This is a genomic window from Pseudomonas sp. NPDC089918, from assembly GCF_050280605.1.
In the GTDB taxonomy this organism is placed as follows: Bacteria; Pseudomonadota; Gammaproteobacteria; order Pseudomonadales; family Pseudomonadaceae; genus Aquipseudomonas.
Map to the genome: position 1 here is coordinate 52,573 of NZ_JBNNVP010000021.1, position 24,108 is coordinate 76,680.

Consider the following 24,108-nt stretch of genomic DNA (forward strand, 5'->3'; position numbering starts at 1 on the left):
CAGTCGTAGAGTCGGCGGACACGGTCGTTCTAAAAAGGTGCGGTGCAGTGTTTTTGGGGTCGCTTCGCAACCCAACGGGGGCAAGCCCCCTCGCCACTGGTCTAATGCCCCATCAGCCAATGTTGATGCGGCCCTGGCAAGGTCCAGATACCGAACACCATCACCAGCAAGCCACCGGTCATGCGTACGCTGCGTTTGCGCAACAACGCCGTGACGCGCTCGGCGGCAAGCCCTGTGGCGAGCAGCACCGGCCAGGTGCCCAGCCCGAATGCCAGCATCAGCAATGCACTGTCCAGCGCATTGCCCTGGCTCGCCGACCAGAGCAATGTGCTGTAAACCAGCCCACATGGCAGCCAGCCCCATAGCGCGCCCAGCAGCAGGGCGCGGGGCAGGTTCGACACGGGTAATAATGTGTTGGCCACCGGCTGGATATGCCGCCACAGGCCGCGACCGAGGCTTTCGATACGGGTCAGGCCGCTCCACCAGCCGGCCAGGTACAGGCCCATGGCGATCAGCAGCAGCCCGGCGAGAATGCGCATGAACATCGCCGCCGGGCTATTGGCCACGGCCCAACCGGCCAGGCCGATCAGCAGGCCGGCCGCGGCGTAGCTAAGAATGCGCCCCAGGTTGTAGGCCAGCAATAGTCGAAAGCGTCGGCTGCGTTGTTCTTTGGGGATCGCCAGGGTCAACGCGCCCATCAAGCCGCCGCACATGCCCAGGCAATGCCCGCCGCCGAGCAAGCCGAGGATCAGCGCAGACACCAACAGTGGCGCCAACTCAAGCATGGGGCGGCGCCTTATCGTCCGGTTTGGCCGGATGGCCGCCGGCCTCGTCGACCGCTGCCTTGTGGTTCGGGTCCTGATCGTCGAACAGGATGCTGTGGGCCGGGCCGTCGAGATCGTCGTACTGACCGCTGTCGACTGCCCAGAAGAAGATATAGATAGCGATGGCCACGATCAGCAGCGCGGCCGGGATCATCACGTAGAGAGCTGGCATCTGGACTCCATGCCCGCGCGGCTCAGGCCGGCAGCGGGCGGGTTTCTGGCGTGGTGCCGGCAGCCGGCGCGCTCGGCAGGCGAGTCAGGCGCAGGGCATTCAATACCACGGTCAACGAACTGATCGACATGCCAACCGCTGCCCATACCGGAGTGATCCAGCCGAGGGCGGCGAACGGCAACATGAGGCCATTGTACAGCGCTGCCCACAGCAAATTCTCGATGATGACCCGACGGGTGCGGCGGGCCAGGCTGAAGGCTTGCACCAGCGCATCGAGGCGGTTCGACAACAGCACCGCGTCGGCACTGGTTTTCGCCAGATCGGTGGCCGACCCCATCGCCACGCTGATGTCGGCGGCGGCCAGCACCGGCACATCGTTGACCCCGTCACCGAGCATCAACACCTTGCGGCCTTCCTTGTGCAGTAGTTGCAGCACCTGCAATTTATCGTCCGGACGCAAACCGCCTCGGGCCTCGTCGATGCCCAACTCGGCAGCGACGCTGGCAACCATCGGCGAGCTGTCGCCGGACAGCAGCAGCGTGCGCCAGCCGCGAGCCTTGCAGGCCGCCAGCAGGGCAGGCGCGTCGGCACGTAAACGGTCATCGAGTACGAACCAGGCCAGCGGCCCCTGACTGTCGCCGAGCAACAGCCATTGGCCAGGCTCATCGGGCATTACAGGCGTTTGAGCGCCGCTGAGTTCGCAGACAAACCCCGGTTGGCCAATGCGCAGGCGTTGTGCGCCGACCAACCCCTCAAGGCCCAGGCCCGGCGTGCTGTGAACTTCTTCGGCGGCCAGCGGCGCGCGGCCAAAAGCCCGGGCAATCGGGTGCTCGGAGCGGTTTTCCAGGGCGGCGGCGAGGCTCAGGCATTGATCGCTGGTCAAGGCTCCAAGTGGCCGGATCGAACGCAAGGCCAGGCGACCTTCGGTGAGGGTGCCGGTCTTGTCGAAAATCACCGTGTCGATCTGGTTCAGGCCTTCCAGCACATGGCCGCGCGTCAACAAAAGACCGAGCTTGTGCAGCGTGCCGGTGGCGGCGGTGAGGGCGGTTGGTGTGGCCAGCGACAAGGCGCACGGGCACGTCGCAACCAGCATCGCCAGGACAATCCAGAACGCTCGCGAAGAATCCAGTTCCCACCAGAGCAGGCCGATGGCCGCGACGGCAATCAGCGACAACAGCAAAAACCATTGCGCGGCGCGGTCGGCGATTTCCGCCAGTCGTGGCTTTTCGGCCTGGGCGCGATCCAGCAGGCGGACGATGGCCGACAGTCGCGTGTCCTGCCCCAGCGCCAGGACTTCCACGGTCAGCGCACCTTCAACGTTCAAGGTGCCGGCGGTGACGGCATCGCCCGGGGCCCGTGGTTGTGGCAGGTATTCGCCGGTCAGCAGGGATTCGTCGATGCTCGATTGACCGTCGAGGATCTTGCCATCGGCCGGCAGGATCGAGCCGGGATGCACCAGCACCTGATCGCCTACGCGCAATTCGCTGAGCAGAATCCGTTCGCTCTGGCCGTCGGCACTCAGCCGCAGGCAGGAGGCGGGCAACAGATTGACCAGCTGAGCGGTCGCGGCGGCGGTGCGTTCCCGGGCTCGACGTTCCAGATAGCGCCCGGCCAGCAGGAACAGTGCAAACATCCCTACTGCATCGAAGTACAGCTCGCCTACCCCGGTGATCGAGGTCCAGATCCCGGCGATATAGGCACTGCCGATCGCCAGCGACACCGAGACGTCCATGGTCAGGTGACGGGTGCGCAGATCGCGCATCGCCCCTTTGAAGAACGGCGCGCAGCTGTAGAACACGATCGGCGTGGTCAGAAACAGCGCGACCCAGCGCAGGATGGTGTGCAGCTCGGGGCTGAGGTCAATGTTGAATTCCGGCCAGGTGGCCATGGTTGCCATCATCGCCTGGAACCACAGCAGCCCGGCAACGCCGAGTTGACGTAGCGCCAGGCGATTTTCGCTGGCCAGTTGTTCACTGGCGCGGTCGGCCTGATAGGGGTGGGCGGCGTAACCGATGTGGCGCAATTCGCTGAGCACCTGGCTCAGTGGTAATTGCGCGTCGGCCCAGCGCACATGCAGGCGGTGGTTGGACAGGTTCAAGCGTGCTTCGGCCACCGCTGGCAGGCTGCGAAGATGCTTTTCGATCAGCCAGCCGCAGGCGGCGCAACTGATGCCTTCCATCAACAGAGTGGTTTCGGCGAGTTCGCCTTCGTGGCGGACAAAGGGTTGCTGCACATCGGCGCGGTCGTACAGCGCCAGTTCGTCGACCAACTGCACCGGCAAGGCTTCGGGGTTGGCCGAGGCTTCGCTGCGATGCTGGTAATAGCTTTCCAGCCCACCGGCCACGATGGCCTCGGCCACTGCCTGGCAACCCGGGCAACAGAACTCGCGGGTATCGCCGAGGACGGCGGCGGTGAAGCGGCTGCCGGCCGGGACGGGCAGGGCGCAGTGGTAGCAGGGGGTTGGATTGGTCATGAGGCGTGTTCCGATGATCGTTCCCACGCTCCGCGTGGGAATGCCTCTCCGGACGCTCCGCGTCCGCTTCGGCTGGGACGCAGAGCGTCCCTGGCTGCGTTCCCACGCAGAACGTGGGAACGATCAGGGTAAGGCTTATTTTTTCAGGTCTTCCGCGCCCTGCAGCGGCTCATCACCGAGCAGCAGATCCTTGGCATGGCTGACCTGTTCTTCTTCGAACATGCGCCAGATCTTGTCATCCTGCACACCCAGCAATTCGACGAAGCGACGACCTTCAATCTTGTCGCTCAACTGGCCGATGTAGCGGCCCTGTTCGGTTTCGCTGCGGGCCAGGGTGATCTTGCGATCCTTCTCCGGCTGAGTGGGTGAAATCAGGTTCAGCTCAAGGGTTGCAGGCGTGCTGTTGCCGCTCAGGCGCAGGTCGACTTCGCCGGTCACGTCATCCAGGTGCATGCTGGCACGCAGTTGCAGGGTCTGGGCCAGCAGTTCGCGGTCCAGCGAACGGTTGATGCCCTTGCCGGCCTCGTAATAGTTGTCGTTGACCAGGTTGTCCGGGTTGTTCACCGCGATGGTCACCATCGACAGGGTCAAGGTCACCGAGCAGGCCAGGATGGCGATGATAATCCACGGCCAAAGGTGCTTGTACCAGGGACTTGCGGCAGTTGCTGCGGGCATGATCACTTCTCTCAACGAATTTGTGGGCCGATGAATCGGCTCTTGGCTTCAACGTGGACGTTGGCGTCATCGGCATCCTTGAGGATGAATTTCACCTCGTTGGTGCTCGACGGCAATTGTTCCGGTGCACTGGACAGTTCGACCGGCTGGCTGAAAATCTCCCCGGCGGCGACTTTGATCTCGCGCTTGCCTTGCAGCTTGAGATCCGGCAGGCCGGTGGCTTCCAGCACGTACGTGTGGTCGCGCTGGTCCTTGTTCATGATCTTCAGGCTGTAGACGTTTTCGATCCGGCCTTCGGCGTTCTCGCGATACAGCACGCGGTCTTTGCTGACGTCGAAACCGACCAGCGAACGCATGAAGAACGCGGTCATCAGCAACGCGATCATCGCCAGCAGCACCGTGGCATAGCCGATCAGGCGTGGGCGCAGTTTATGGGTTTTTTGCCCGGACAGGTTGTGCTCGGTGGTGTAGCTGATCAGGCCGCGCGGGTAATCCATCTTGTCCATGATGCTGTCGCAGGCGTCAATGCACGCCGCGCAGCCGATGCATTCGACCTGCAGGCCGTCACGAATGTCGATACCGGTGGGGCAGACCTGGACGCACATCGTGCAATCGATGCAGTCACCCAGGCCCTGAGCCTTGTAGTCGATGCCTTTCTTGCGCGGGCCACGGCTTTCGCCACGGCGCGGGTCGTAGGAAACGATCAGTGTGTCCTTGTCGAACATTACGCTCTGGAAGCGTGCGTACGGGCACATGTAAATGCACACCTGCTCGCGCAACCAGCCGGCGTTGCCGTAGGTGGCGAGGGTGAAGAAGCCGACCCAGAAATACGACCAGCCATCCGCCTGGCCGGTGAAGAACTCGATCACCAGTTCGCGAATCGGCGAGAAGTAACCGACAAAGGTCATGCCGGTCACGAAACCGATCAGCAGCCACATTGTGTGCTTGCTGAATTTGCGCAGGAATTTGTTGGCGCTCATCGGCGCCTTGTCGAGCTTGATACGCTGGTTGCGGTCGCCTTCGGTGACCTTTTCGCACCACATGAAGATCCAGGTCCAGACGCTTTGCGGGCAGGTATAGCCACACCAGACCCGACCGGCATACACGGTAATGAAAAACAGGCCGAAGGCACTGATGATCAGAATGCCCGAGAGCAGGATGAAATCCTGAGGCCAGAAGGTCGCGCCAAAAATGAAGAATTTACGCTCTGGCAGGTTCCACCAGACGGCCTGATGACCGCCCCAGCTCAGCCACACCGTGCCGAAATACAGCAGAAACAGCCCGGCCCCGCCGATCATCCGCAAATTGCGGAACAGGCCGGTGAAGGCGCGGGTGTAGATCTTTTCTCGAGAGGCGTAGAGGTCGACGCTGTTGTTCGCGTTCTTGGCAGGCGGAGTGACGTCGTGTACCGGAATCTGATTGCTCATCGTTGCATCCCACGGCAGTGGAAAAATGCCTCGGTCAGTACGTGCCGACCGCGGTCAAAAAGAGGTGTTGCAGTGGCGCAATGATACGCCTGTCGCTCTAGACCAAGGGTGCGACCTTTGGTCGCGTTGGGGGGAAGGCGTGGATGGTGTAGCAGATGCAACAAGTCATGATCCAGATCAATTGACTATAGACGATCCATGAATCACCTCTCGTGAGCCGCTCCTTGGAGCGCAGCGGCTCATTTATTCTGAGAAGGCATCAAGGCAGCCTTCCGTCTCCCAAGCTGTCCAGCCCGCTGTCTTTTTTTCTACCGACATCTTCGGTGGCCGGTTTTGTGCTTTCGTTGTCTGAGGGCGTGCCCTCAACATCGTTGATAACGTAAGTGAAATCCTCGTGTGATAGCACACAATCGTAGTCAGACTCTCGCATAGGGTTCTTCCTTGAAATGCATCTATTGAACGGTGGTTCTCACGTTGCTCGTCAGGGTGAAAAGGGAAGCTACAGGGCGCTGAAATCCGAGTCTATTGAGCATTCGTCTCAAATTATGAAGGCGTCGAAATGCAAACGGCCCCGCCAATTCTCATTGGCGAGGCCGTTTTTTTATTGCATCAAGCGTTTGCCTTACTGGGGCTGCCGCTGGAGCTTTTTCACCGTCAGACAAAACGTGATGCAGGTCCATTGAATTTTGAGTATAGCGGCTTGCTCGGCACTCGTTAGAGCGCGTTCATATGTTTGATTCTTAACTAACGAAATGTCAGACATATATTTTATTGGTTTGAAAGTTTCATTTATTTGCGAGTTAACAGGGCTTATTGTATTTTGCGGCTTCAACGTAATGGCTGCGAAGAGCGGCTAATCAATATCAATGGAAATGGATTTCAATGAAGTTGTCAATGAATAAGTGGCTGGCATGCCTTGCCTTGGTGTTAGTTAATTGCTGGGGCTCAAGTGTTGCTTTTGCAGAAGCACCGCAACACATGATATTTGCCTCGGATTCGCAATATCCCTGGAGTGATCTTACCGATAAGGGTGAGCAGGATCCCAACAAGGAAGCTCGGTCAAGAGAACTGATCGAGTTGCAGTATTCCGATATCGCGAGCTTCAGAAGCCTTAATGGCGGCGCTCACCGTATACCTGTAATGATTAATGGAGATATCACGGCGTTTGGTCATGGAGGCGAGCGTTCGTACATGAGGGGGGTTTTTGAGAAGAAGTTGCTGGGGCTCTATGACTATGGTTTGGGGAACCATGATTATGCCAATAACGTAGATGATTGTGTTTGGAATAATTGTGCGGCCGGGAGTATCAATGACCTCAAGACACGCTATTGGGGAAAAGGGGGATCCATGGACTTGGGGGCAAGAAGTTCGGGGCTTGGGAAAATTTATTACGGCAGTCTCGCCTACTCAAAGGGTTTTGGTGATGTGCATTTTGTTCAATTGAATAATGAGCCGACCTATACAGTTAATTTTACTTCCGGTAATCCGTTGGCTCGAACGTCCTTTGAAATTACTGATGCGCTGGACTGGCTTGAGCGTGATCTGAAAAGCGCGAGAGCACAGGGCAAAATCATTATTCTCAATATGCACAAGGTCTATGACTGGGCTGGCAGTGATGCGCAGATTTCCCGATTTAAACAGATGATCAACCAGTACAAGGTGACCGCTGTATTTGGCGGGCATGATCACAAGGGAGTAGGGATCCATGTGTTCTCCAGAAAATGGGAACTGTTTGGCGAAGTGCCCGTATTCATGAGTGGGTCTGCTTCCCAGCAAACCTATCTTATTGCCAGTTTTACCGATGATCGACAGTCTCTGAAAATCAGCGTAGTACACAACAGTAACTGGCCCAGCCGTGAAGCCGTGAGGGTCATTCCTGTCTTGAAGTAAGCAGGTTTGAGGCTGAAATGAAAACGGCCCCGCCAATTCACATGGGCGGGGCCGTTTGTTGTTGCGATCAAGCGTTTGCCTTACTGGGCGTCCGCTTCCGGCGCTTTCTCACCGTGAGAGAGGCTGTAGACGTAAGCGGCCAGCAGGTGAACCTTGTCGTTGCCTTGCAGCTGTTCTTGTGCAGGCATCTGGCCCTGACGGCCGTAACGGATGGTCTGCTGCAGTTGAGCGAAGCTCGAACCGTAGATGAACGCCGCCGGGTGGGTCAGGTCAGGTGCGCCCATCGCTGGCGTACCTTTGCCTGCGGGACCGTGGCACGCCACGCAGTTGGCAGCGAACAGTTTCTGGCCGGCAACCGGGTCAGCCTTGGCGCCTTCCGGCAGCTTGCGGCCATCGAGGTTGGTCAGCACGTAAGCGGCAACATCGCTGACACCTTGTTCACCGATCACTGCAGCCCAGGCCGGCATCACGGCATGACGACCGCCCATGATGGTGGTCTTGATGGTTTGCGCATCACCGCCCCAGCGCCAGTCGGCGTCGGTCAGGTTAGGGAAACCGTAGGCGCCTTTGGCGTCGGAACCGTGGCAGACCGAGCAGTTGGAGGCGAACAGGCGGCCACCCATCTTCAGGGCTTGCGGGTCTTTGGCGACTTCTTCGATCGGCATGGAAGCAAACTTGGCGAAGATCGGGCCGAACTTGGCGTCCGACCTGAGCATTTCCTTTTCCCATTCGTGAACGCCGGTCCAGCCGGTCTGGCCGTTGGCGAACGCGGTCTGCTTCTCGTTATCCAGGTAGTTGTAACCCGGCAACAGGCCTTTCCAGTTACCCAGGCCCGGGTACAGCACCAGATAGCCGAGGGCGAAGATGATGGTGCCCACGAACAGCATGAACCACCATTTCGGCAGCGGGTTGTCATACTCCTCGATCCCGTCGAAGGAGTGGCCGACCGTTTCATCGGTGGATTCGCTGCGCTGGCCCTTGCGGGTGGACAGCAGCAGCCAGGTCAGGGCGAAGATGGTGCCGAGACTGAGGACTGTGACGTACAGACTCCAGAACGTAGTCATTCTTTGTTACTCCTAGAAGCTTGCTCGACGTGCTTGATGGCTTCGGGATCATCCGCGAAAGGCAGCAAGGTCGCGTCTTCAAACTCCGACTTGCGCTTGGGGCTGAACACCCACAGCGCCAGACCGATGAAGGCCACCATCACAACAACGGTGCCCAGGCCACGAATCATCCCGATATCCATCTAAATCACCGTTTGCTTTTGATGATGGTGCCCAGGCCTTGCAGATAGGCCACCAGCGCGTCCATTTCGGTTTTGCCCTTCACAGCATCCTTGGCACCGGCGATGTCTTCGTCGGTGTAAGGGACGCCGAGCGTGCGCAAGACTTCCATTTTCTTGGCGGTGTCTTTGCCGTCGAGCTTGTTTTCCACGAGGAACGGATAGGCCGGCATTTTCGACTCAGGCACCACGTTGCGCGGGTTGTACAAGTGCGCACGCTGCCAGTCATCGGAGTAACGACCGCCGACACGGGCCAGGTCCGGACCGGTACGCTTGGAACCCCACAGGAACGGGTGGTCCCAAACGCTTTCACCGGCGACCGAATAGTGGCCGTAACGTTCGGTTTCAGCACGGAACGGGCGGATCATCTGCGAGTGGCAGCCGACACAACCGTTGGCGATGTACACGTCGCGGCCTTCCAGCTCAAGGGCGGTACGCGGCTTCATGCCCTCGACCGGCTTGTTGGTGACGTCCTGGAAAAACAGCGGAACGATTTGAGTCAGGCCGCCGACGCTGACGGCGATAACCATGAAGAAGGCCAGCAGGCCAATATTCTTCTCGACTGCTTCATGCTTCATCAGTGAGCTCCAACTACAGCAATCTGTTCAGCAGCTTTGGCTTCAGCCGGGTTCGAGGCACGTACGGTACGCCATACGTTGTAGGCCATGAACAGCATGCCGCTGGCAAAGAACGCACCGCCCAGGGCGCGAACGATGAAACCCGGGTGGCTGGCTTGCAGCGCTTCAACGAACGAGTAGGTGAGGGTGCCGTCGTCGTTGATTGCACGCCACATCAGACCTTGGGTGATGCCGTTGACCCACATCGAGGCGATGTACAGAACGGTACCGATGGTCGCGAGCCAGAAGTGCGTGTTGATCAGGCCGATGCTGTGCATCTGCGTACGACCGAACAGTTTCGGGATCATGTGGTAGATCGCGCCGATCGAAATCATCGCTACCCAGCCAAGAGCGCCGGCGTGTACGTGGCCGATGGTCCAGTCGGTGTAGTGCGACAGCGAGTTGACGGTCTTGATGGCCATCATCGGGCCTTCGAAGGTCGACATGCCGTAGAACGCCAGCGATACCACGAGGAAGCGCAGGATCGGGTCGGTGCGCAGCTTATGCCAGGCACCCGACAAGGTCATCATGCCGTTGATCATGCCGCCCCAGCTTGGTGCCAGCAGGATGATCGACATCGCCATGCCCAGGGACTGAGCCCAGTCCGGCAATGCGGTGTAATGCAGGTGGTGCGGACCGGCCCAGATATACAGGGTAATCAGCGCCCAGAAGTGCACGATCGACAGACGATAGGAGTAGATCGGACGCTCGGCCTGCTTCGGAACGAAGTAGTACATCATCCCCAGGAAGCCGGTGGTCAGGAAGAAACCTACCGCGTTGTGGCCGTACCACCACTGGATCATCGCATCAGTCGCACCCGAGTAGGCCGAGTAGGACTTGAAGAAACTGACCGGCAGGGACGCGTGGTTGACGATGTGCAGCATCGCGGTCACGACGATGAAGGCACCGTAGAACCAGTTACCGACATAGATGTGCTTGGTCTTGCGCTTGACGATGGTGCCGAAGAACACCAGACCGTAGGTGACCCAGACGATGGCCAGCAGAATAGCCAGAGGCCATTCAAGTTCCGCGTATTCCTTGGTGGTCGTGAAACCCATCGGCAAGGTAACGATCGCGCCGACTATCACCGCTTGCCAACCCCAGAAGGTGAAGGCCGCGAGGCTGTCGGAAATCAGTCGCGTTTGGCAGGTTCGCTGCACGACGTAATAGGAAGTGGCAAACAGAGCGCACCCACCGAAGGCGAAAATCACCAGGTTGGTGTGCAGCGGGCGCAGGCGTCCAAAGCTCGTCCATGCCAGACCGAAGTTCAACTCCGGCCAGACCAGTTGCGAGGCGATGAAGACACCGAGCCCCATGCCAAGGATCCCCCAGACCACCGTCATGATGGCGAACTGGCGGACTACCTTATAGTTATAAGCAGTCGGACTGATTGCTGTGCTCATTCTAAGGTTCCACGGTTTGGGTGTTTTATTAGGAGTAAAAATCGGCCGCAAGTATGTAGAAAGCGGGGGGTCATTGCAACGCGCCATGACGTAGGTCAATGCTTTCAAAAGCTGATTCTGCGGCCTTTCCATGCGCCGCGTAAGGACAAAATTGCCCTCGGACAAAATGTCGCAACGGATCAAAGAGGCGAGGGGTTCAGGTCAGTTGTAACGGGGTATGTTCAAACACGACGATCGGGTAACAGAGGGCAACGGGGACGATAGCCGGTGTCTACCAGCCTTTGCGGCCTGTCATCGAGCAAATTCGTCGAACACATCGGGTTGAATCGACCTGGAACCGGCGCTGGCCAGTCCGCATCGCAGGGAAGCTTAGACCCGAATCCGGTGAACCGAAAGGAAGACCAGCGGAGGGTGCGACAATGCGTCGCAAAGGGGCAGGGAACTGCCGCATCCGGGTGGATGCGGCGTTGCGCGGACGAGATTTATTCGCTTTTGCCTTCAGCCTGTAAACGCTCGGTGCTCAGACCTTGAGACAGGCTGTATACGTAAGCGGCCAGCAATTGCACCTTGTCGTTGCCGAGCAGTTCGTTCTGCGCCGGCATATGACCCTGGCGGCCATGACGAATCGTTTGTTGCAGTTGCGCCAGGCTTGTACCGTAGATAAATCCGGCCGGTTGCGTCAGGTTCGGCGCCCCCATGGCTTCAGTGCCCTGGCCGTTTGCCCCATGACAGGCTACGCACATAGTGCTGAACGCCTGCTGTCCGGCATGCAGGTCGGCACCGTTGTCGGCAGGCAAAGGCAGGCCGGCCAGGTCATGGCGCACATAAGCAGCAACGTTCTTCACGCCGGCGTCACCGAGGATTTCTCCCCAGGCCGGCATCGCGGCCATGCGACCGCCCATGATAGTCGTTTTGATCATTTCGGCATCGCCGCCCCAGCGCCAGTTGTTGTCCGCCAGGTTAGGGAAACCAAATGCGCCCTTGGCATCCGAGCCGTGGCACACCGAGCAATTGGACGCAAACAGACGACCACCCATTTTCAGGGCTAGCGGGTCCTTGGCCACTTCTTCGATGGGCATGGCAGAGAATTTGGCGAAGATCGGCCCGAACTTCGCGTCAGCCTTGTTCATCTCCTTTTCCCATTCGTGGACACCGGTCCAGCCGTCCTCATAACCGGGCAATATGCCTTTCCAGTTGCCCAGGCCCGGGTAAAGCACCAGATAACCGACGGCAAACACCAACGTGCCGGCGAACAGCATGAACCACCACTGCGGCAGCGGATTGTCGTACTCCTCGATGCCGTCGAAGCTGTGGCCCATGGTCTGGTCGACGCTGCCCTTGGTTTCGCCCTTGCGGGTACCGATCAGCAGCCAGGTCAGGCCGATCAGGCTGCCGATGGTCAGTACGCAGATCCACGTACTCCAGAAGGTGGTCATGGCCGGGTACTCCTTGTTGTTGCAGATTCTTGAGTGTTGGCGTTGTCGGGATGCGGCTCGTCGGCGAACGGCAGCAGGCGTGCTTCGGCGAATTCCGGATTGCGCTTGCGGTTGAACACCCACAGCGTCAGGCCGACGAAGGCCACGAACACCACGACCGTGCCCAGGCCGCGGATCATTCCACTGCTCATTACGCTTACGATTTCAAAGGGCATGGCCATGGCTCACCTCTTGCTCTTGATGGATGTGCCGAGCACTTGCAGGTAAGCGACCAGCGCGTCCATTTCGGTCTTGCCCTTGAGCGAAGCCACTGAGCCTGCGATGTCTTCATCGGTGTACGGTACGCCGAGGGTGCGCATGGCGCGGATCTTGGTTTCGGTGTGGCTGCTGTCGACCTGATTGGCCACCAGCCATGGATAGGCCGGCATCTTCGACTCCGGCACCACGTTGCGCGGGTTGTACAAGTGCGCGCGGTGCCAGTCTTCGGAGTAGCGACCGCCAACGCGTGCCAGGTCCGGCCCGGTGCGCTTGGAGCCCCACAGGAACGGGTGATCCCACACGCTTTCACCGGCCACCGAGTAATGCCCATAGCGCTCGGTCTCGGCGCGGAACGGGCGGATCATCTGCGAGTGGCAACCGACGCAGCCTTCGCGGATGTAAATGTCGCGACCTTCCAGTTGCAGCGCGGTGTAGGGCTTCATGCCTTCCACCGGTTTATTGGTCACGTCCTGAAAGAACAGCGGGACGATCTGGGTCAGTCCGCCGATGCTCACGGCGAACACCATCAGCAACATCAGCAGGCCGACGTTTTTCTCGATTGTTTCGTGTTTCATGGCGGACTCCTCAGGCTATCTGCGCGGCAGCGGCGACTTCGGCAGGCTGCGAGGCCCGCACCGTGCGCCAGGTGTTGTAAGCCATCAGCAACATGCCACTGAGGAAGATCGCACCGCCCACCAGTCGCACGACGAAGCCTGGGTGGCTGGCCACCAGGGTTTCGACGAATGAATAGGTCAGCGTGCCGTCCTCGTTGACGGCGCGCCACATCAGGCCCTGGGCGATGCCGTTGACCCACATCGACGCGATGTACAGCACGGTGCCGATGGTCGCGAGCCAGAAGTGCGCGTTGATCAGGCCGATGCTGTGCATCTGTGTGCGGCCGAAGATTTTCGGAATCATGTGGTACAGCGCACCGATGGAAATCATAGCCACCCAGCCGAGCGCGCCGGCATGAACGTGGCCGATGGTCCAGTCGGTGTAGTGGGAGAGGGCGTTCACTGTTTTGATCGCCATCATCGGCCCTTCGAAGGTCGACATGCCGTAGAACGCCAGCGACACCACGAGGAAACGCAGGATCGGGTCGCTGCGCAACTTATGCCAGGCGCCCGAGAGGGTCATCATGCCGTTGATCATCCCGCCCCAGCTCGGCGCCAACAGGATCAGCGACATCACCATTCCCAACGACTGCGCCCAGTCCGGCAGCGCGGTGTAGTGCAAGTGGTGTGGGCCGGCCCAGATGTACAGGGTGATCAGCGCCCAGAAGTGCACGATCGACAAGCGATAGGAATACACCGGACGCTCGGCCTGTTTCGGCACGAAGTAGTACATCATCCCGAGGAAACCGGCGGTGAGGAAAAAGCCTACGGCGTTGTGTCCGTACCACCACTGCACCATGGCATCGGTCGCACCGGCGTACAGCGAGTAGGACTTGGTGAAACTCACTGGCAATTCCAGGTTGTTGACGATGTGCAGGATCGCCACGGTGATGATGAAGCCACCGAAGAACCAGTTACCGACATAGATGTGTTTGGTCTTGCGCTGCATGATCGTGCCGAAGAACACCACGGCATAAGCAACCCAGACGATGGTGATCAGGATGTCGATCGGCCATTCCAGCTCGGCGTATTCCTTGGAACTGGTGTAACCCAGTGGCAGGCTGATGGCCGCCAGCAGGATCACCAGTTGCCAGCCCCAGAAGCAGAACGCGGCGATCTTCGGCGCGAACAATCGGGTCTGGCAGGTGCGTTGTACCGAATAGAACGAACTGGCGAACAGGGCGCAACCGCCGAAAGCGAAGATCACCGCGTTGGTATGCAGCGGGCGCAGGCGGCCGAAGCTGGTCCACGGCAGGTTGAAGTTGAGTTCGGGCCAGACCAACTGGGCAGCGAGAAAAACCCCGAGCCCCATGCCGACGATGCCCCACACCACCGTCATAATGGCGAATTGGCGGACCACCTTGTAGTTGTAGGCGGTACTGATAGAAGTGTTCATGGTTCCCCATCCACGGTTCAGCCGAAGTGAGAGCCTGCCTTTGCGAGTAAGCCGCAAGGCAACGCTCCCTTCGCCTGGAGTTATAGGCAGACTAAAAGCGAGGCAAGCATGGACAAAGAGCACAAGGCCAGTATTGACGGGGATCAATGGGCGCAGTGTGTGCGGGATCATGGATGGCTGTGGAGTGCCGCCGCAGGCAAGGCCTCGGCGACGCTGATTCTCGCTCACGGTGCCGGTGCGCCGATGGACAGTGGCTGGATGAGCGACATGGCTGAGCGCCTTGCCGCGCATGGGGTCAACGTGTTGCGTTTCGAGTTTCCCTACATGGCGCAGCGGCGTATCGATGGCGGTAAACGTCCCCCCAACCCTGCGCCCAAATTGCAGGATTGCTGGCGTGAGGTGTATGCGGTGGTGCGACGCCATGTCGCTGGGCGCCTGGCCATTGGCGGCAAGTCCATGGGCGGGCGGATGGCGAGTTTGTTGGCCGATGAGTTGGGAGCGGATGCGCTGGTGTGCCTGGGGTACCCGTTTTACGCCGTCGGCAAACCGGAAAAACCGCGGGTCGAGCATTTGGCGGCGCTGAAGACTCGCACGTTGATTGTGCAGGGTGAGCGGGATGCGCTGGGTAATCGGGCTGCGGTCGAAGGGTATGAGTTGGCGCCGGGTATCGAGGTGTTCTGGCTGGAGGCAGCGGATCATGATTTGAAGCCGTTGAAGGCTTCGGGGTTTACTCATGAGCAGCATTTGGCGGCTGCGGCGGGGAAGGTGGCTGATTTCCTACGCTAAGCGATCGTTCCCACGCTCCGCGTGGGAATGCCTCAACGGACGCTCTGCGTCCGCTTCTGGGACGCGGAGCGTCCCGGGCTGCATTCCCACGCAGAGCGTGGGAACGATCAGGATCAGGCGAGGCACTATCAGCGATTAAACCGCTCCACCAACGAATACTGGGTATTCGCGGTCTTGGTCAGTTCTTCGCTCAACAGCGCCGAGTGCTGTGCCTGTTCCGAGGTCTGGTCAGCCAGTTGCGAGATGTTGCTGATGTTGCGGCTGATTTCTTCGGCGACGGCGCTTTGCTCTTCGGTGGCGGCAGCAATCTGGGTGGTCATGTCGGTGATGTTGGCCACCGCTTCGCTGATGCCCACCAGCGCCTGATCCGCTTCCAATACCCGCGCCACACCTTCTTCGGCCTGGCGATGCCCGGTTTCCATGGTTTGCACCGCGGTGCTGGCGGTTTGTTGCAGCTTGGCGATCAGGGCGTGGATTTGCCCGGTGGATTCGCTGGTGCGTTGCGCCAGTTGACGCACTTCGTCGGCCACCACCGCAAAACCACGGCCCATCTCGCCGGCACGCGCGGCTTCAATCGCAGCGTTCAAGGCCAGCAGGTTGGTCTGGTCGGCGATGCCTTTGATCACATCGACCACGCCGCCGATTTCGTCGCTGTCCTTGGCCAGTTGCGTGACCGTCAGGCCGGTTTCACCGACCACCACCGACAGGCGCTGAATGGCTTCGCGGGTTTCCCCGGCGATGTCGCGACCGCGACCGGTCAGGCGATTGGCTTCCTGAGTGGCGTCGGCGGTGCGCTGCACGTGGCTGGCGACTTCCTGAGTGGTGGCGGCCATCTGATTCACAGCGGTCGCCACTTGCTCGGTTTCCACGCGTTGACGTTCCAGGCCGGTGGAGCTGTTGTGGGCCAGGGTGTCAGACTGTTTCGCTTGCTCGGTCAGGTGTTCGGCGGTGTCCTGCAGGCGGGTCAGGCAGGTTTTCAGGCGTGCTTCCTGGCTGAGGATCGACATCTCCAAACGTGCCTGGGCGCCACGGCTGTCGGTATACATCTGCGCGATCAGGGGGTCGGACGTGGTCTGCTCGGCCAGGCGCAGCAAACGCTTGATACCGCGCTGTTGCCAGCTCAAACCCATCAAGCCCAACGGCACCGAAAGGCCGGCGGCGAGGGCGAAGCCCCATTGGGACGTCAGGGTGGCGCCGATCATGAAGCTCAACTGGCTGACCAGAATGAACGGCAGCCAGTCCTGAAGTACCGGCAGCCATTTGTCGCTTTGAGGAATGGCTGACTTGCCCTGGTTTATGCGTTGGTAGAGCGCTTCGGCGCGGCGGATCTGCTCGGCGGTGGGTTTGACCCGCACCGACTCGTAACCGACCAGCTGATTGCCGTCGAACACCGGTGTGACATAGGCGTTAACCCAGTAGTGGTCACCGGTCTTGCAGCGATTCTTGACAATGCCCATCCATGGCAAGCCTTGTTTCAGTGTGCCCCACATGTGCGCGAACACCGCAGCCGGGACGTCGGGGTGACGGACCAGGTTATGCGGCGCACGGATCAGTTCCTCACGAGAAAACCCGCTGATTTCGACGAAAGCGTCGTTGCAGTAGGTGATCACGCCCTTGGCATCGGTGGTGGAAATCAACCGTTGCTGAGCCGGGAAGGTCCGTTCGCGTTGGGTAATGGGCTGGTTGTTACGCATGGCTTTTTCAATCCGCAAGGCTTTGAAAGGTTCTCGGCATCGTCAGGCATTTATTGAAATGTTTTTTTCATAAATCAGTGACGCGTCGCAAAACGACCATTGCGTCAGCCAGCGAGCATCGGATAAGTGAACAGCCCGAAATGCAGCAGATTCAAACCAAAGTGGGTGGCGATGGCCGCGCCCAACCCGCCGAAACGGTAAGCCAGGCCATAACCGACCCCCGCCAGGCCCGCCAACAACACCCATTGCCAGCCAGCGCCCAGATGCACGAGGCCGAACAGCATTGAGGCGAGCAATAACGCGAGGTTGTCGCCGTAAGGCAGGTGTTTGAACTGCCGGCTCAGACCGCCCTGGATGTAGCCGCGAAACAGCGCTTCTTCCACCAGCGTCACCAGCAACAGATTGTTCAGTACCCACAACCAGGCCTGATCCGGCCACTTCGGAGCCCAACTGATCACGCCCAGCAACAGCGCGCCGCCCAAGGCCAGCACGGCGCTTACGATCAGGGCGAGGGCGGTGGCATAAACGGACAGCCGCAACGAGCGCCGGCCGACAATCCATGGGCAAATCAGCAACAGCCAGAAGCCGATCAGCGGTTTGTCCTGATTCAGGTACATCGCAAACGGCACGGCATCGCCGGTGAAACGCTGGGGATCAATCGCGCGACCGTTGAAGAAACCGGGAAGCCAGTGCATTGCCAGCGCTACCGCCAGGAAGATGAACAGGCCGTGGCCGAGGTAGCGGCCTACGGGAACCTGTTGCTGGCGAACGGCGAAACCGGCGAACAGCAGCAACGCAAAAGAGATAGCGGACAGCCAACCGAGATGGCCGTAGATCAACGCCAGGCCGTAGCCAATGGAGAGAAGTGCCAGATAAGTCCATGGCAGAGCGATCATTTGAAGTCCTTGTGTCCGAAATTTTGCGGATTGCCTCATTCCCTGTGGGAGCGGCCTGTGGCGAGGGGGCTTGCCCCCGTTTGAGTGCGTAGCACTCACAAAATCTTTGGTACATCAGAGATTTTGGGACTGCTTCGCAGCCCAACGGGGGCAAGCCCCCTCGCCACAGGCGCGCCCATTTGTCCTGTGATCGACACAAAACAAATGGGCGCGCGATTATAGAGACGTACACCGCGCAAACAAAAACACCGCCCGAAGGCGGTGTCGTTGTCAGCAGGCTGTTACGAGGCAATCAATTGCCGCAACACATAATGCAAAATCCCGCCGGCCTTGAAGTATTCCACTTCGTTGAGGGTATCGATCCGGCACAACACCTCAATCTTTTCCTTGCTGCCGTCTTCACGGGAGACAACCAGGGTCAGGTTCATCCGTGGAGTCAGTTCGACGCCGGTCAGACCAAGGATGTCCACGGTTTCCTTGCCGGTGAGGTTCAGGCTCTTGCGGTTCTGATCCAGCTTGAACTGCAACGGCAACACGCCCATGCCGACCAGGTTGGAACGGTGAATTCGCTCGAAGCTCTCGGCGATGACTGCTTTCACGCCCAGCAGATTGGTGCCCTTGGCTGCCCAGTCACGGCTCGAGCCGGTGCCGTATTCTTGCCCGGCGATCACCACCAGCGGTGTCCCCGACGCCTGGTAACGCATGGCCGCGTCGTAGATCGGCAGCTTCTCCCCGGTCGGAATATAAATCGTGTTGCCGCCTTCTTCGCCGCCAAGCATCTCGTTGCGAATGCGGATATTGGCGAAGGTGCCGCGCATCATCACTTGATGGTTGCCGCGACGGGAACCGTAGGAGTTGAACTCCCGCGGTTCCACCCCTTGCTCGCGCAGATAATGGCCGGCAGGGCTGTCAGCCTTGATGTTGCCGGCCGGGGAGATGTGGTCGGTGGTCACCGAATCGCCGAGCAGCGCCAGGACTCTCGCCCCTTCGACGTCCTTGACCACCGGCGCAGGGCCGCCGATGTCATCGAAGAATGGCGGATGCTGGATATACGTCGAATCGTTGTCCCAGACATAAGTCGCCGCCTGCGGCACTTCGATCGCCTGCCACTGTTCGTCGCCGGCAAACACTTCGGCGTACTCCTTGTGGAACATCGCGGTGTTTACCTGAGTTACCGCGTCGGCGATTTCTTTAGTGCTCGGCCAAATGTCTCGCAGATAAACCGGCTGGCCGTCCTTGTCGTTACCCAATGACTCGCTGCTGATATCGATGCGCACCGTGCCAGCCAATGCATAGGCGACGACCAGAGGCGGGGAGGCCAGCCAGTTGGTTTTCACCAGCGGATGCACGCGTCCTTCAAAGTTGCGGTTGCCCGAGAGCACCGAGGCGACGGTCAGGTCGGCTTTCTGAATGGCTTTTTCGATCGGCTCCGGCAACGGTCCGGAGTTACCGATGCAGGTGGTGCAGCCATAACCGACTAGGGCAAAACCGAGCTCATCAAGGTATTGGGTCAGGCCTGCTGCCTTGTAGTAGTCGGTGACCACTTTTGAGCCTGGGGCCAGCGAGCTCTTGACCCACGGTTTGCGCTTCAGGCCTTTCTCCACGGCTTTTTTCGCCACCAGCCCGGCCGCCATCATCACGCTGGGGTTAGAGGTGTTGGTGCAGGACGTGATGGCGGCGATCACCACAGCACCGTTTTTCAGCCGATAAGTACTTCCTTCGTGGTGGTAATCCGCTTCGCCGATCAGATCGGCGTTACCCACCGCGACGCCACCGCCACCCTCACTTTCGAGGCGACCTTCTTCCTTGCTGGGCGGTTTGAATTGCAGGCCGAGAAAGTCAGTGAACGCTTGCGCGACATTCGGCAACGAGACGCGGTCTTGCGGGCGCTTTGGCCCGGCGAGGCTGGCTTCGACGCTGCCCATGTCCAGGGCCAGGCTGTCGGTGAACACCGGCTCCTTGCCGGGCAGGCGCCACAGGCCCTGGGTCTTGCAATAGGCCTCCACCAGTTTCACGGTTTGCGGGGTGCGGCCGGACAGGCGCAAGTATTCCAGTGTCACCTCGTCCACCGGGAAGAAACCGCAGGTGGCGCCATATTCCGGGGCCATGTTGGCGATGGTCGCGCGATCGGCCAGCGGCAGGTCGGCGAGGCCGTCGCCGTAGAACTCGACAAATTTCCCCACCACACCTTTCTTGCGCAGCATCTGGGTGACCGTCAGCACCAGGTCGGTGGCGGTAATGCCTTCCTTGAGTTTGCCGGTGAGTTTGAAACCGATCACTTCCGGAATCAGCATCGACACCGGTTGGCCGAGCATCGCTGCTTCCGCTTCGATCCCGCCGACGCCCCAGCCGAGCACGCCGAGGCCGTTGATCATGGTGGTGTGGGAGTCGGTGCCAACCAAAGTGTCCGGGAAGGCATAGGTGCGCCCGTCCTCGTCCTTGGTCCAGACCGTGCGGCCCAGATACTCGAGGTTGACCTGGTGGCAAATGCCGGTGCCCGGTGGCACCACGCTGAAATTGTTAAAGGCGCTCTGACCCCAGCGCAGGAAGGCATAACGCTCGTGGTTGCGCTGCATTTCAATGTCGACGTTTTGTCCGAAGGCGCTTGCACTTGCGTATTTGTCGACCATCACCGAGTGGTCGATCACCAGGTCCACCGGCGACAGCGGATTGATTCGCTGCGGGTCGCCACCGGCCTTGGCCATGGCCGCGCGCATGGCGGCCAGGTCGACCACGGCGGGGACGCCGGTAAAGTCCTGCATCAATACCCGCGCGGGCCGGTACTGGATTTCGCGATCGGAGCGGCGCTCCTTCAGCCAGGCGGCAATTGCTTTGAGATCAGCGCCAGTGACGGTTTTCTCGTCCTCCCAGCGCAGCAGGTTTTCCAGCAACACTTTCAACGACATCGGCAGCTTGTTCAGATCACCCAGGCTTTTGGCGGCTTCGGGCAGGCTGAAATAGTGATAGGTCTTGTCGTCGACTTGTAAGGTTTTAAGGGTTTTCAGGCTATCGAGGGACGGCATTGAAATGACTCCTTTAAATCCGCACGGCTACGGACTGAGGGGCGGGCAGAGCTTTTAACCTAGCCCCGTTTAGACATTAAGGCTAATAACTGGACCCTAAGGACAAGTCCAAGGTTCCGATCTCGGCTATCATGCGCCGGTTTTCGTGACAGGCTTTGCTTCAACGCAAGTCTGGGCATCGCGCAGTGGCTGAATTCTTCGCCAACTGCCCAGGAGTAAGAATGAACACCCTCTTTATGCATTGCCGGCCGGGCTTCGAAAGCGAAGTCTGTTCCGAGATTTCCGAACATGCCGCGCGGCTGAACGTGGCCGGTTATGCCAAGGCCAAAACCGCCAGCGCCTGCGCCGAATTTATCTGTACCGAAGAAGACGGCGCCGAGCGCCTGATGCGTGGCCAGCGTTTCGCCGATCTGATCTTCCCGCGCCAGTGGGCTCGCGGGATCTTCATCGATCTGCCGGAAACCGACCGCATCAGCGTGATCCTTGCGCACATGGCGGATTTCCCGCTGTGCGGCAGCCTATGGCTGGAAATGGTCGACACCAACGATGGCAAGGAACTGTCGAACTTCTGCAAGAAGTTCGAAGGCCACCTGCGCAAGGCGCTGATGGCGGCCGGAAAACTGGTGGAAGACCCCCACAAACCACGGCTGCTGCTGACCTTCAAGAGCGGTCGCGAAGTGTTCATGGGCCTGGCGGAATCGAACAATTCGGCGATGTGGCCAATGGGCATTCCACGCCTGAAATTCCCGCGTGAGGCGCCGAGCCGTTCGACCCTCAAGCTGGAAGAAGCCTGGCACCATTTCATTCCCCGCGACCAGTGGGACGAGCGCCTGCACAGTGACATGACCGGTGTCGACCTCGGCGCTGCACCCGGTGGCTGGACCTGGCAACTGGTCAATCGCGGCATGTTGGTGACCGCCATCGACAACGGCCCGATGGCCGAAAGCCTGATGGACACCGGTTTGGTGCAGCACTTGATGGCCGACGGTTTCACCTTCAAGCCCAAGCAACCGGTGGACTGGATGGTCTGCGACATCGTCGAGAAACCGGCGCGCAACGCGGCGATGCTGGAAGAGTGGATTGGCGAGGGGCATTGCCGGGAAGCGGTGGTCAACCTCAAGCTGCCGATGAAACAGCGTTATGCCGAAGTGAAGCGCTTGCTGGAGCGTATTGCCGACGGGTTCAAGGCGCGGGGCATTCGGGTTGAGATCGGCTGCAAACAGCTGTATCACGACCGTGAAGAAGTGACCTGCCACCTTCGCCGATTGGACGTGAAGAAACCCAAGTCCCGCTGACTTTGTGGTCCGATCGTTCCCACGCTCTGCGTGGGAACGCCGCCGGGGACGCTCCGCGTTCCGCCTTTGGATGTGACGCAGAGCGTCACGGGATGCATTCCCACGCAGAGCGTGGGAATGATCAGCTGCCAGTGACTAGACACCCGGCAATGCGCGACAATGCCGGCAAGTTTCAGGAGTAAACCATGAGTGAAATGATCGATACGCCGGTAGACGGCACCCTCGACGCCACCGGCCTCAATTGCCCGGAACCGGTGATGATGCTGCACCAGCACATCCGAGACCTGGTGCCCGGCGGCCTGCTGAAGGTGATCGCCACCGACCCGTCGACCCGTCGCGACATTCCCAAGTTTTGCGTGTTTCTCGACCACGAACTGGTCGCGCAGCACGAAGAGGCAGGCACCTACCTCTACTGGATCCGCAAGAAACTCGCTTAACCCGCTGAACGACTGATGCGGATCCGCTTGCGTGCACTGCGCGTCAGGCGGATCGACAGCATCAGCGCCGCGCAACTCAAGCCGACGATCAAACCCTGCCACAGCCCGCTCGGGCCGCTCGGCGCACCGAACCAATCGGTCAGGCCCAAGGCGTAACCCACTGGTAAACCAATCCCCCAGTACGCGAACAATGTCAGGATCATCGTCACCCGCGTGTCCTGATAACCGCGCAGTGCGCCCGCCGCGGTCACCTGGATCGCATCGGAAAACTGGAACAGCGCCGAATACACGATCAACATCGCGGCCACCTGAATCACCGTCGGGTCAGCGGTGTAAATCGCAGCGATGGGTTCACGCAGCAATAGCATCAGGCTCGCCGACAAGCACGCATAAGCCAAGGCAGTGCCCATGCCGACACCGGCGGCGAAGCGGGCTTCGCGTGGTTCCTCACGGCCGAGTGCCTGGCCGACACGCACGGTCACGGCCATGCCCAGGGAGTAGGGGATCATGAACACCAGCGAGCTGAAGTTCAGCGCGATCTGATGCCCGGCGACCACGGTGGCGCCGAGGCTGCCGATCAGCAGGGCGATCACGGCGAAGATGCTCGACTCGGCGAACACCGCAATGCCGATTGGCAGGCCGATACCCAGCAAACGCTTGATCACCGACCACTGCGGCCAGTCGAAACGGCTGAACAACTGGCTCGACTGATAGGCCGGCGCCCAGCGCTCCCAGCCGGCCATGCCCAACGCCATCACCCACATCACGATCGCCGTGGCCCAGCCGCAGCCGACCCCACCCATGGCCGGCACACCAAAGTGGCCGTAGATGAAGATGTAGTTCAGTGGGATATTCAGCGCCAGCCCGCACAGGCCAAGGACCATGGCCGGGCGGGTGCGGCCCAGGCCATCACTGAAACAGCGCAGCACATGATAGAGCGCGACGGCGGGCAGGCCGCTGGCGATGCCGTGCAGATACTGCATGCAAGGGCCGATCAGCTCGGGGTCGACCTTCATGATGTGCAGGATCGGTTCGGCGCTGAACAGCATGCCGGTCGCCATCAAACCCACCACCAGCGCCAACCACAACGCCTGACGCACGATCGGGCCGATCTCGCTGTGGGTGCCGGCGCCGAAGCGCTGAGCGACTTTCGGGGTGGTGGCCAGCAGTGTGCCGGTCATCAGCAGAAACACCGGCACCCAGATCGAGTTACCCAGCGCGACGGCCGCCAGATCTCGTGGCCCGACACGACCGGCCATCACCGCATCGACGAAGCCCATGGCGGTGGTCGCCAGTTGCGCGATCATGATCGGCAACGCCAGGCCAAGCAGGTTTTTCAGCTCCATGCGAACCCGGGCCGGGCGGTTGAGGGAAATAGCGGTCGGGCGGTCAGTCACGGAATTCAAGGCGAAACGTCCAAAAGATTTTGATGCGCGAGGCGGCGCATTCTACGCCTTGACGCAGTGGTCAGGAAAAGTCCTGTGTTAGGGATTTGTAATCAGCTTGTTTC

At 59.9% G+C, this 24,108-nt stretch carries 21 protein-coding genes; 4 read left to right on the plus strand and 17 right to left on the minus strand.

Annotated elements, in window-relative coordinates; all coding sequences use genetic code 11:
* Window positions 1-101: 101 nt before the first annotated feature.
* The 5 genes from ACQKPC_RS16450 to ccoG all read right to left on the minus strand — a co-directional run bounded on the left by ACQKPC_RS16450 (window position 102) and on the right by ccoG (window position 5,571).
* Window positions 102-785 carry a sulfite exporter TauE/SafE family protein gene (locus tag ACQKPC_RS16450; RefSeq protein ID WP_007933361.1) on the minus strand — a complete coding sequence of 228 codons (684 nt, stop codon included), beginning with the start codon at window positions 783-785 and terminating at the stop codon, window positions 102-104.
* Window positions 778-996 carry a cbb3-type cytochrome oxidase assembly protein CcoS gene (gene ccoS / locus ACQKPC_RS16455; RefSeq protein ID WP_008075166.1) on the minus strand — a complete coding sequence of 73 codons (219 nt, stop codon included), beginning with the start codon at window positions 994-996 and terminating at the stop codon, window positions 778-780. Before ccoS ends, ACQKPC_RS16450 begins: the two co-directional genes overlap by 8 nt.
* Before the next feature lie 22 nt (window positions 997-1,018).
* Window positions 1,019-3,469 (minus strand): heavy metal translocating P-type ATPase, encoded by a 2,451-nt coding sequence (locus tag ACQKPC_RS16460; RefSeq protein WP_427625542.1) that lies wholly within the window; start codon window positions 3,467-3,469, stop codon window positions 1,019-1,021.
* 135 nt (window positions 3,470-3,604) lie between these two features.
* Complete coding sequence (locus ACQKPC_RS16465) at window positions 3,605-4,144, minus strand: FixH family protein (protein ID WP_427625543.1); 540 nt, start codon at window positions 4,142-4,144, stop codon at window positions 3,605-3,607.
* Window positions 4,145-4,155: 11 nt separating this feature from the next.
* On the minus strand, window positions 4,156-5,571 hold the full coding sequence (gene ccoG / locus ACQKPC_RS16470; protein ID WP_427625544.1) for a cytochrome c oxidase accessory protein CcoG: 1,416 nt from the start codon (window positions 5,569-5,571) through the stop codon (window positions 4,156-4,158).
* Window positions 5,572-6,465: 894 nt separating this feature from the next.
* Here ccoG and ACQKPC_RS16475 point away from each other — a divergent pair.
* Window positions 6,466-7,461: a metallophosphoesterase family protein gene (locus tag ACQKPC_RS16475; RefSeq protein ID WP_427625545.1), complete on the plus strand. Its 996-nt coding sequence runs from the start codon at window positions 6,466-6,468 to the stop codon at window positions 7,459-7,461.
* 80 nt (window positions 7,462-7,541) lie between these two features.
* On the opposite strand, the gene ccoP (ACQKPC_RS16480) is transcribed toward ACQKPC_RS16475, so the two are convergent.
* The 8 genes from ccoP (ACQKPC_RS16480) to ccoN (ACQKPC_RS16515) all read right to left on the minus strand — a co-directional run bounded on the left by ccoP (ACQKPC_RS16480) (window position 7,542) and on the right by ccoN (ACQKPC_RS16515) (window position 14,467).
* Window positions 7,542-8,525 carry a cytochrome-c oxidase, cbb3-type subunit III gene (gene ccoP / locus ACQKPC_RS16480; protein WP_008075160.1) on the minus strand — a complete coding sequence of 328 codons (984 nt, stop codon included), beginning with the start codon at window positions 8,523-8,525 and terminating at the stop codon, window positions 7,542-7,544.
* Complete coding sequence (locus ACQKPC_RS16485) at window positions 8,522-8,707, minus strand: CcoQ/FixQ family Cbb3-type cytochrome c oxidase assembly chaperone (RefSeq protein ID WP_003175465.1); 186 nt, start codon at window positions 8,705-8,707, stop codon at window positions 8,522-8,524. The genes ccoP (ACQKPC_RS16480) and ACQKPC_RS16485 overlap by 4 nt, the downstream gene beginning before the upstream one ends.
* A 5-nt stretch (window positions 8,708-8,712) precedes the next feature.
* The gene (gene ccoO / locus ACQKPC_RS16490; protein ID WP_007905434.1) at window positions 8,713-9,321 is read right to left on the minus strand and encodes a cytochrome-c oxidase, cbb3-type subunit II; all 609 of its coding nucleotides are present in this window, start codon (window positions 9,319-9,321) and stop codon (window positions 8,713-8,715) included.
* Window positions 9,321-10,763: a cytochrome-c oxidase, cbb3-type subunit I gene (gene ccoN / locus ACQKPC_RS16495; protein WP_007905436.1), complete on the minus strand. Its 1,443-nt coding sequence runs from the start codon at window positions 10,761-10,763 to the stop codon at window positions 9,321-9,323. The genes ccoO (ACQKPC_RS16490) and ccoN (ACQKPC_RS16495) overlap by 1 nt, the downstream gene beginning before the upstream one ends.
* A 482-nt stretch (window positions 10,764-11,245) precedes the next feature.
* Complete coding sequence (ccoP, locus tag ACQKPC_RS16500; protein ID WP_427625546.1) at window positions 11,246-12,199, minus strand: cytochrome-c oxidase, cbb3-type subunit III; 954 nt, start codon at window positions 12,197-12,199, stop codon at window positions 11,246-11,248.
* Entirely contained in the window at window positions 12,196-12,402 is a 207-nt protein-coding gene (locus ACQKPC_RS16505; protein ID WP_427625570.1) for a cbb3-type cytochrome oxidase subunit 3, read from the minus strand. The genes ccoP (ACQKPC_RS16500) and ACQKPC_RS16505 overlap by 4 nt, the downstream gene beginning before the upstream one ends.
* Window positions 12,403-12,423: 21 nt before the next feature.
* Window positions 12,424-13,032 carry a cytochrome-c oxidase, cbb3-type subunit II gene (gene ccoO, locus ACQKPC_RS16510; RefSeq protein WP_427625547.1) on the minus strand — a complete coding sequence of 203 codons (609 nt, stop codon included), beginning with the start codon at window positions 13,030-13,032 and terminating at the stop codon, window positions 12,424-12,426.
* A 10-nt stretch (window positions 13,033-13,042) separates the two neighbouring features.
* On the minus strand, window positions 13,043-14,467 hold the full coding sequence (gene ccoN, locus ACQKPC_RS16515; protein WP_427625548.1) for a cytochrome-c oxidase, cbb3-type subunit I: 1,425 nt from the start codon (window positions 14,465-14,467) through the stop codon (window positions 13,043-13,045).
* A 108-nt stretch (window positions 14,468-14,575) separates the two neighbouring features.
* On the opposite strand from ccoN (ACQKPC_RS16515), the gene ACQKPC_RS16520 reads away from it, so the two are divergent.
* A complete protein-coding gene (locus tag ACQKPC_RS16520; protein WP_427625549.1) occupies window positions 14,576-15,253 on the plus strand; it encodes an alpha/beta family hydrolase in 678 nt (225 codons plus the stop codon).
* Between the two features lie 128 nt (window positions 15,254-15,381).
* Here ACQKPC_RS16520 and ACQKPC_RS16525 read toward each other — a convergent pair whose 3' ends face one another.
* The 3 genes from ACQKPC_RS16525 to acnA all read right to left on the minus strand — a co-directional run bounded on the left by ACQKPC_RS16525 (window position 15,382) and on the right by acnA (window position 20,866).
* On the minus strand, window positions 15,382-16,947 hold the full coding sequence (locus ACQKPC_RS16525) for a methyl-accepting chemotaxis protein (protein WP_427625550.1): 1,566 nt from the start codon (window positions 16,945-16,947) through the stop codon (window positions 15,382-15,384).
* 104 nt (window positions 16,948-17,051) lie between these two features.
* The gene (locus ACQKPC_RS16530; protein WP_427625551.1) at window positions 17,052-17,843 is read right to left on the minus strand and encodes a CPBP family intramembrane glutamic endopeptidase; all 792 of its coding nucleotides are present in this window, start codon (window positions 17,841-17,843) and stop codon (window positions 17,052-17,054) included.
* A gap of 281 nt (window positions 17,844-18,124) precedes the next feature.
* Window positions 18,125-20,866, minus strand: a complete 2,742-nt coding sequence (acnA, locus tag ACQKPC_RS16535; RefSeq protein ID WP_427625552.1) for an aconitate hydratase AcnA — start codon at window positions 20,864-20,866, stop codon at window positions 18,125-18,127.
* Between the two features lie 221 nt (window positions 20,867-21,087).
* On the opposite strand from acnA, the gene rlmM reads away from it, so the two are divergent.
* Together rlmM and tusA are read left to right on the plus strand one after the other, a co-directional pair.
* Window positions 21,088-22,161: a 23S rRNA (cytidine(2498)-2'-O)-methyltransferase RlmM gene (rlmM, locus tag ACQKPC_RS16540; protein WP_427625553.1), complete on the plus strand. Its 1,074-nt coding sequence runs from the start codon at window positions 21,088-21,090 to the stop codon at window positions 22,159-22,161.
* A gap of 185 nt (window positions 22,162-22,346) precedes the next feature.
* Window positions 22,347-22,598 carry a sulfurtransferase TusA gene (gene tusA, locus ACQKPC_RS16545; protein WP_007907805.1) on the plus strand — a complete coding sequence of 84 codons (252 nt, stop codon included), beginning with the start codon at window positions 22,347-22,349 and terminating at the stop codon, window positions 22,596-22,598.
* Here the strand turns inward: tusA and ACQKPC_RS16550 are convergent.
* Window positions 22,595-24,004, minus strand: a complete 1,410-nt coding sequence (locus ACQKPC_RS16550; protein ID WP_427625554.1) for an MATE family efflux transporter — start codon at window positions 24,002-24,004, stop codon at window positions 22,595-22,597. The two genes, tusA and ACQKPC_RS16550, sit on opposite strands and share 4 nt — an antisense overlap.
* Window positions 24,005-24,108: the final 104 nt, after the last annotated feature.